Source organism: Nesterenkonia alba DSM 19423 (genome assembly GCF_000421745.1).
GTDB lineage: Bacteria > Actinomycetota > Actinomycetes > Actinomycetales > Micrococcaceae > Nesterenkonia > Nesterenkonia alba.
The window spans coordinates 1-7,215 of the sequence record NZ_ATXP01000026.1 but is presented as its reverse complement, the minus strand read 5'-3'; the positions used below and the strand labels follow the sequence as shown (position 1 = coordinate 7,215).

The 7,215-nt window shown below is 68.5% G+C and carries 7 protein-coding genes and 1 pseudogene; 2 read left to right on the top strand and 6 right to left on the bottom strand.

Annotation, left to right across the window (positions count from 1 at the left end; genetic code table 11):
- Nucleotides 1-58: 58 nt before the first annotated feature.
- The 3 genes from H578_RS15120 to H578_RS0111840 all read right to left on the bottom strand — a co-directional run bounded on the left by H578_RS15120 (nt 59) and on the right by H578_RS0111840 (nt 1,592).
- Complete coding sequence (locus H578_RS15120) at nt 59-463, bottom strand: cytochrome c biogenesis CcdA family protein (protein WP_022873890.1); 405 nt, start codon at nt 461-463, stop codon at nt 59-61.
- Complete coding sequence (locus H578_RS0111845) at nt 460-1,071, bottom strand: TlpA family protein disulfide reductase (protein ID WP_022873889.1); 612 nt, start codon at nt 1,069-1,071, stop codon at nt 460-462. The genes H578_RS15120 and H578_RS0111845 overlap by 4 nt, the downstream gene beginning before the upstream one ends.
- Before the next feature lie 92 nt (nt 1,072-1,163).
- Nucleotides 1,164-1,592 (bottom strand): hypothetical protein, encoded by a 429-nt coding sequence (locus tag H578_RS0111840; protein WP_245554983.1) that lies wholly within the window; start codon nt 1,590-1,592, stop codon nt 1,164-1,166.
- A gap of 425 nt (nt 1,593-2,017) precedes the next feature.
- Between H578_RS0111840 and mobF the strand changes: the two genes are divergently transcribed.
- Nucleotides 2,018-5,482, top strand: coding sequence for a MobF family relaxase (gene mobF / locus H578_RS0111835; protein WP_245554982.1), 3,465 nt, complete (start codon nt 2,018-2,020; stop codon nt 5,480-5,482).
- 60 nt (nt 5,483-5,542) lie between these two features.
- On the opposite strand, the gene H578_RS0111830 is transcribed toward mobF, so the two are convergent.
- Genes H578_RS0111830 through H578_RS0111820 form a run of 3 tightly spaced genes read right to left on the bottom strand, consistent with a single transcriptional unit; the run spans nt 5,543 to nt 6,863 of the window.
- Complete coding sequence (locus H578_RS0111830; protein ID WP_033420657.1) at nt 5,543-6,280, bottom strand: zeta toxin family protein; 738 nt, start codon at nt 6,278-6,280, stop codon at nt 5,543-5,545.
- Entirely contained in the window at nt 6,277-6,576 is a 300-nt protein-coding gene (locus H578_RS16740; RefSeq protein ID WP_022873885.1) for a zeta toxin family protein, read from the bottom strand. Before H578_RS16740 ends, H578_RS0111830 begins: the two co-directional genes overlap by 4 nt.
- Nucleotides 6,573-6,863, bottom strand: a complete 291-nt coding sequence (locus H578_RS0111820; RefSeq protein WP_022873884.1) for a hypothetical protein — start codon at nt 6,861-6,863, stop codon at nt 6,573-6,575. The genes H578_RS16740 and H578_RS0111820 overlap by 4 nt, the downstream gene beginning before the upstream one ends.
- Nucleotides 6,864-7,021: 158 nt before the next feature.
- On the opposite strand from H578_RS0111820, the pseudogene H578_RS0111815 reads away from it, so the two are divergent.
- Nucleotides 7,022-7,215, top strand: a pseudogene (locus tag H578_RS0111815) (hypothetical protein); the annotation flags it as partial.

Below are 7,215 nucleotides of genomic sequence, written 5' to 3'. Positions count from 1 at the left end.
GCGTGACGGGACCTTCTACCAAGACCCCGAAACCATCAGAGGCAGAACCGGGCACGCCCTAGCAGCTTGACGAAAACCATAGAGGCACCCCCCGACGGAAGACACCGACGAACGCGAGCCCCATGAGGATGACCACGGCGCCGAGGATGCGAGTGGCGATGTCGGCGTAAGAGATGAAGACCCGGCCAAAAACCCCGCCGAGCACGGTGACGGAGACGAACACGACAGAGAACCCAGCAATGAACAGCAGCACGCCCAGCAACAGGCGGCGGCGCTGCGCGACCGTGCCCTCAGCCGCCGTCCCGATGCTCCCGTCCGAGGCGACAGCGGAACTGAGATATCCGAAGTAGCCGGGGACGAGCGGCAGCACGCACGGGGACGCGAAGGAGACGAACCCGGCGAGCACGGCGAGGAGGACGCCTACCCAGAGCGCTCCGTCGAAGACGAGATCACTGGGATTCATGTCGTCTCCTCGAGGGCGTCGGAGACGAGCACGTCGAGGATGGATGCGGATTCGAGCTGGCCGATGATGCGGGCGGCCACCCGCCCCTCCCGGTCGAGCACGAGGGTGGTCGGCGTCGCTTGGATCGGGGTGACCCCGGCGAAGGCCTGTTTAACGCGGCCATCGGTCACGTCGATCACGCTCGGGTAGGTGATGCCATTGTCCTCGGCGAATGCGACCGCGGTCGCCGGCTGGTCGTAGATGTTCACGCCCAGGAAACCGACACCGTCATCCTGGTACTTCTGCCAGATCTCCTCGAGCATCGGGGCTTCGACGATGCAGGGCCCGCAGGCGGCGTACCAGAAGTTCACGACGTACACCTGACCGGCGTAGTCGTCGCTGGCGATCGGGTCGCCGTACTCGGTGGTGCCGGTGAAACTCACGGGCGCTCCGCGCTCATCGACAGGGATCTCGACGATCCGCCCGTCGGCGCTTCCGGTTCGTTCGTTGTCCTGCTGGTACCGTTCGGCGAGCGGCGTGGCGGCCGTGCAGCCGATCAGCCCGAGACTGATCGCGGTGGTCGCCACGAGTGCGGTTTTCAGCAGGATCGTTCGTTTCGACGTCCTCAAGTTCTAGGTTCTCCTCGTTCCTCAACGCGTGGTCGCGGGCAGTGGCGGACATGCCGGCCCGTGCCTGCCCGACAGGGCAGCGTGAGAAGCGATTAGATTCGCAGGAGGTTCAGTTCGAGCAGCCCGATGCGACGCCGTCCGTGGCGGTCGAACGCCGAGGAGAAGTTGATAGGGCCGGGCAGCGGTCGCCGGCGCTGGAAACGCACCAGGCGGAAACGCAGCGCGAAAGACAACAACGTCGCCAAAGCGAGCCCGCACAGGAGCCCGAGGATGCAGGTGACGACCCCGATCACCATGGAACCGTCCCCGACCGCTTCCGCCGAGGTATCGACCACGTGTTCGCCGTTTACGCCTACTGGGCTTGCAATCGCAGTCGCCGCGGGCGCGGTGAGCCCGAGGTCATCCGCATGGCTCGCGCACCAGAGGCCCACGACGGCGACGATGGTGGCGAGGAGAAGCGTCGTAGCCCTCATCGTCAAACGTCGCCGCGTCATGCGGGCAGTTCGGAGGGCTTGGAACACAAACCTATTGTAGCGAGAGCACTCTGGACGAGTATGTGAGCGGGCTGCGCGATGCATCTGCCAGCACATCATGGCCGAGACTGCACCGAAGCGGAGAACGAGGGAGCGTTGTGTGCTGGTCGCCCCAGGCGAACTTACCTTACGGCGCCGAGCATCAACGCCAGGACCATAGTCGCCGACGTTGCAAAGGGCATGCGGCGAGGGACGCCGCACCACCGCTGATACGGCCGGCACGGCTCTCTGGAGAATCATCGCCAAGTATCGACTTCCCGAACCCGGAATTAAGCACATCAACTTCGTCCGCTACAACTCCGCCGTGTCCACGATGTCCTGATGCGGAGCTATGTCTGAGATCTCACCCTGTTCTTATGAATGAACGTATGCTACCGTGGTAGATACGTTAGTTTCTGTAGTAGAAACATCGGATGGTGATTCTCATGCATGGCGGCGTGATCTTGTTCCGGGGCACCGGAGCCGACGCGATGCGCTATGTCGAGGCCGATCGCAGTCGCGCCGATGACTACTACCTCAGCGACGGAGCGGGCATCGAGTACGCCGTGCTCGACGCGAGCGGAATGGCGGTGACGGTTCGGCCGCTGTCGAACGAGGAGTACGCCGGGTGGGTGGACGGGATCCACCCGGATACGGTTGAGCGGATGGGCAAGCCGCGTCTTGCCGGGCAGGATCGCTTGGGGTCGCCCAGGTTCGCGGAGATGACGATCAATGGCCCGAAGTCGCTGTCGATCGCCGCAGCGCTGCACCCCGAGGTGTCGGCGGCGCTGGATCGTGCGCAGCAGGATGCTCTGGCGGAGATTCGGCGGTGGTTGGCGCTGCATTCGGTGACGCGGGTCGGCCCGCGCGGGAAGCAGGAGGTGGTGCCGGTCGAGCACATGCAGGTGGTCGGCATCACGCACCGCACCTCTCGGGCCGGTGACCCGCACCGGCATATTCACATGCAGATCGGTACGAGGGTGTGGGCTGCCGGGAAGTGGCGGGCGCTCGATACGGCCGCGGTCTTCCGGCAGCAGGGTGCGATCCGCGCGCTCGGCACCGCGGTGATCGCCGCGCATCCTGAGCTTGCCGAGGTACTGGATCGGCACGACCTCACCCTCGATCCCGTCACTGGTGAAGTGGTCGAACTGGAGCCGTACAACCACGTGATGAGTAAGCGCGGCGAGCAGGTGCGCCGGAACCTGGAACGCCTCGAAGCCGAATGGGAGGCCGCGCATCCCGGCGAGACGATGGGGCCGGTCGTCTCGTCGCGGTTGATGGCGCAGGCGTGGGCGCATGAGCGGCCTGCGAAGAAGCCCACGACCCTGCGTGAAGAGGAGGCCTGGCTCACCGAACTCCGAGAGGCCGGATACGACCCCGCGACCCTGCGACGGGCCACGCCCCGCGAGCCGGTTGCGCTGGATGAGCTATCGGTGCAGCAGATCGCATCGCGCGCACTTGACCGTTGCGCGGCAGGCAGCTCGGCGTGGACGCGGCACACCGTGCAGGAGCACGCCACGCAGATCATTACCGAGGCCGGGGTACGCGCCACCGGTCAGGAGTTGCGCGACCTCATCACCGTCGCGACGCGGCTGGCGCTGGAAGACTGCTTCTCCGTGCTCGCCCCTGGCGCTGCGACACCCGAGCATGTGGCGCACCTCACCTCTGTGCGCGTCGTGCAGGCCGAGGCCGAGCTGCGCGACCTGATCGCCGCCCGAGTGCCGAAGCGGGAACCGCAGCACCCCGACGTGCGCGAGGCGGCGCAGGCGCGCGGCCTCGATGCCGGACAGCAGCAAGCTGCTGCCGCCGTCGCATCTCCCGATCCGCTCGTGATCGTGGAGGGCGCAGCAGGCGCAGGCAAAACCACTATGCTGGGCGTCGCAATCGAAGTCGCGGCGCAACACGGCAGGGCGTCGCGGGTGCTGGCGCCGACGTTGCGCGCCGCGCAGGTCGCGCATGAAGAACTCGGCGTACCCGCCGCGAGCGTCGCGGCACTCGTACACGCGCACGGGTGGCGCTGGAACGACGACGGCGTATGGGCGCGCCTCGCCCCGGGCGACACCGACCCCGAGACCGGACGCACCTATCGCGGCCCCTCCCAGGATGCTCGGCTCGCCCGCGGTGAGCGGGTGATCGTGGACGAGGCCGGAATGCTCGACCAAGACACCGCAATCGCCCTGCTCACGGTGTGCGCCGAAGCCAGGGCGACGGTCGCGCTGGTCGGGGATCGCGCGCAGCTCGCCGCCATCGGGCGCGGCGGGGTACTCGACATGGCCGTGCAGCTCCGGGGCCGCACGTTCGACATGGCCGAGGTGCACCGCTTCACCGACCCCGCCTACGCCGACCTCACGTTGCGGATGCGCGACGGGAAGAGCCCCGGCGAGGTGTTCGACCAGCTCGCAGCACTGGGGCTGGTGCGCCTCCACGCGAGCAGCGACGAGGCCAGGGAGCAGATCGCCCGCTACCGGCACGACGGCGAAGCGGTCACCGTCAGCACGAACGATGAGGCCCGTACCGTGAACTCGAGTATCCGTGACGAACGAGTCGCGCGCGGTGAGGTCGACGACACGGCGACCGTGGACGGCAGCGACGGCCTCCCCATCGGCGCGGGTGACCTCATCCAAACCCGCAAGAACAACACCAGCATTGGCGTCGCGAACCGGCAGCAATGGATCGTGCAGCACGTCGCCGACGACGGATCGCTGAGGGTGCGCGAGGTGGGGAACGGGCGGAAGCGGCAGCGCACCGTCCGCCTCCCTGCCGACTATGTGGCCGAGCACGCCCACCTGTCCTATGCGGCCACCTCTTACGGCGTGCAGGGCACGACCGTCACCGGGTCGCACACGCTCCTCACCGACCAGGCCAGCGCCGCGAGCGTCTACGTCGGCATGACGCGCGGGCGCGAGACGAACCTGCTGCACGCCGTGGCCGAGAACCAAGCTGACGCGCGGGCGCAATTCGTGGCGGCGATGGAACGCGACCGCGCCGACCGCGGCCTTGAAGACGCCACCCAGCGCGCCGCCGAAGCAGTCGCAGGCCTCGTGGCGGACGGCCCGGCGCGGCGGGTGCGCACGGTGATCGGACGCCTGACCGAGCGTGCTGAGCAGGCCGAGCAGCGCGCCGCCCGGTTCGCGGAGTTCGCGGAGCGATTCGACCGGCTCAGCGCGCGGCACCAGCAGGAACGTGCCGAGGTCGAAGCCATCGCGCAGGCGGCGACCCAGGCTGCTGAGCAGCTGCGCGAGAGCATCCACGGCCCGCTCCGAGCAGCGGCCTTGACGGACGCACAGGGAGTCCTGCGCCTGGCCGACGCGCAGGAACAGGCCGGGCGGCGCATGCGGACGGCGGGGCTGTTCGCGCGGCGGAGCGCCCGGAAAGAGCACGCCACCGCACAGCACCAACTCACTGCCGCCCGCGCCCACCTCACCCGCGAATGGGGAAACCCGAGCACGCTCGACACGGGGAACATCGAGCAGTGGGCAGACGCCGCAGCTGCCCGCCGCACGGACACCGATCCGCGCGTCGCCCGAGCTGACCGGAACGCGACCGCTGCACGTGAACGCCTCCCAGCAGTAGACGCCGAGCAGCGGCGGGCGAGACAGCGGCTCGCCGCGCTCGTCTACGGGGCCGAGCGCGTCAGAACCGACCCCGTGCGCGCTGAACTCAACATGCCCGCCCGTAACGCCGCCACCTGGGCGGCGAAAGCGCGGCGCGACCGCGCCGAAGCCGCGAAGCTCACCGCGATGACTCCCACGGAGGCCGGGCAGTACCTCGACGCCCGCGCCGCCGCTGTCAAGGCTGCGAAGGAGGCACGGGAAGCGCGAGCCCGGCAACTGCGTGACACGACACGCGCCCACGACCCCGCGACCCCTCACCGGCCGGGGCCAGGCCTCAGCCTGTAGGTCTGCGCGGCGAGACAGCACGCTTTCGCACATGGAACGGCTGGCTCCGGGCGCGTTCCCTCATCTGCCGAGGCTCGGGCCTCCTTGGTCGACACCGTGACGCTCGCCCGTCGTCGGTTGTCCGAGGTCGCGGGGTGGCCTGGGCGGGAACGTGCCGGAAGGGAGGCGATGTTCCAGATCGAGCTGGCGGCGCTGATGCTCGTGGAGCAGGAACTCCGGTGCCATCGCCCGGCCGGAGAGGATACGGAGCATCTGCGCCGCGTCGTCTTGCAGGCGAGCATATGTCGGGGCGGTCTGCGCGCCGAGGTAGCCCGGTCTCTGTTTCGCTCGCGCGTAGACGGCTGAGTAGTCCTTCAACCACTGAGCGGCCATGCCAGGCGACAGCGGCCGCTGCTGCTCTTCCCGGAGGGTGTGCGCGGCGACCGGCTCCCGTTCCCAGCCCCCAGCGACATCCCGATGGTTGTCGAAAAGCGGGGCTTCGCGGGAGAACACCCGCACGCGTGCGATGTGCGGGAGCGCTTCAAGAGCGGAGAGTACCCCGGCCGACCCGGCGAGGGCGGTTTCGTGCGCTTCGGGCGGTGTCCAGCGGCCGGGCTCGTTCGGGCCGTCGCCGAGGGACCGCATCTCGGCCGACAGCCTCGACACCGGAGCCGGGGTCGCGACGGCAACGACTTCGACCCGGTATCCGGCCTTGGCGAACCGGGTCGCGGTGCCGGTGACCATGGCCGGGTCGCGGAAGGTGCCCTCCAACAACACCGAGTACCGCTGCTCCAGGGCGTGATCCAGGGCGAGCTTCACCAGGCCGCCGGAGACGGGAGCGGTCGCCGCGGGCATCTCGAACGGGGCCCGGGTCGCGAGCCGCCGAAGTCGGGGTGGTACTCGCGGAGGTCGTCTCCCGTAATCTCGACCAGATCATCCGCGGCGTGCTCGGCGAGGATCGCGTGCTGGGCGCGGGTCTTGCCCGCCGCGGGCTGCCCGCCCAGGAGCACGAGCACCGGCTGCTCTTGCGGGGCGTGACCTGCGAACAGGTCATCCCGGGCCTCCTCCTCGAAGACCCGGCGCAGCCAGGCGCTGCTGCCGACCGTTTCGGTCATGCAGTGGCGGGGAGGGCGAGGTTTTCGAGTCGCCAGACCTCGTTCTGCGCGATGATCTCGGCCCGATCCTCCGGGTTCAGCACGCGCGCCTGCTGCTTCACGAGGCGACGCCTGGCGACCCAGTGGCCGCGGTCCTCATCGTCCTTGGCGTTGCGGGCCAGGTTCAGCAGTCCTGCGGACAGTACCGAGGCGTTGTGGCGGGCGATGTCGTAGAGCATGGCATCGGAGATTCCCGTGTAGTCCGGCCGGGCCTGCGGGGCAGGGGCGGTCAGGATGGTCTGGCTCATCGGCTGTTCCTCCGTTCCTGAACTCCCAGTCTACCGCCGCAGCCTGACGATGCCCAGGGCGCGACGAGACTCATGGAAAGTCCCCGCGTAGTCAGGGGCCGTGCCTCACGCAAATGTCCCCGGCAAGTTTTGGGGGTGGGATTCGGCGACGATGGGGTATGCCGGATAAGGACGTCTCGTTGGCCGCCAGGGTCGAGATCACCAAGAAATACGCCGCTACCTACCAGACCGCGGGCAAGAAGGATAAGTCCAGGATCCTGGATCAGCTGGTTGAGGTGACCGGGTGGAACCGGGATCACGCCCGCCAGCAGCTACGTCGGCGGATGCGCCAACCCAAGGGGCGGGCCCAGGC

Coding starts and splice junctions, on each gene's coding strand:
- H578_RS0111820 (WP_022873884.1), bottom strand. CDS start 6,863: ATGAGCCAGACCATCCTGACCGCCCCTGCCCCGCAGGCCCGGCCGGAC.
- mobF (WP_245554982.1), top strand. CDS start 2,018: ATGGTGATTCTCATGCATGGCGGCGTGATCTTGTTCCGGGGCACCGGA.
- H578_RS15120 (WP_022873890.1), bottom strand. CDS start 463: ATGAATCCCAGTGATCTCGTCTTCGACGGAGCGCTCTGGGTAGGCGTC.
- H578_RS16740 (WP_022873885.1), bottom strand. CDS start 6,576: ATGACCGAAACGGTCGGCAGCAGCGCCTGGCTGCGCCGGGTCTTCGAG.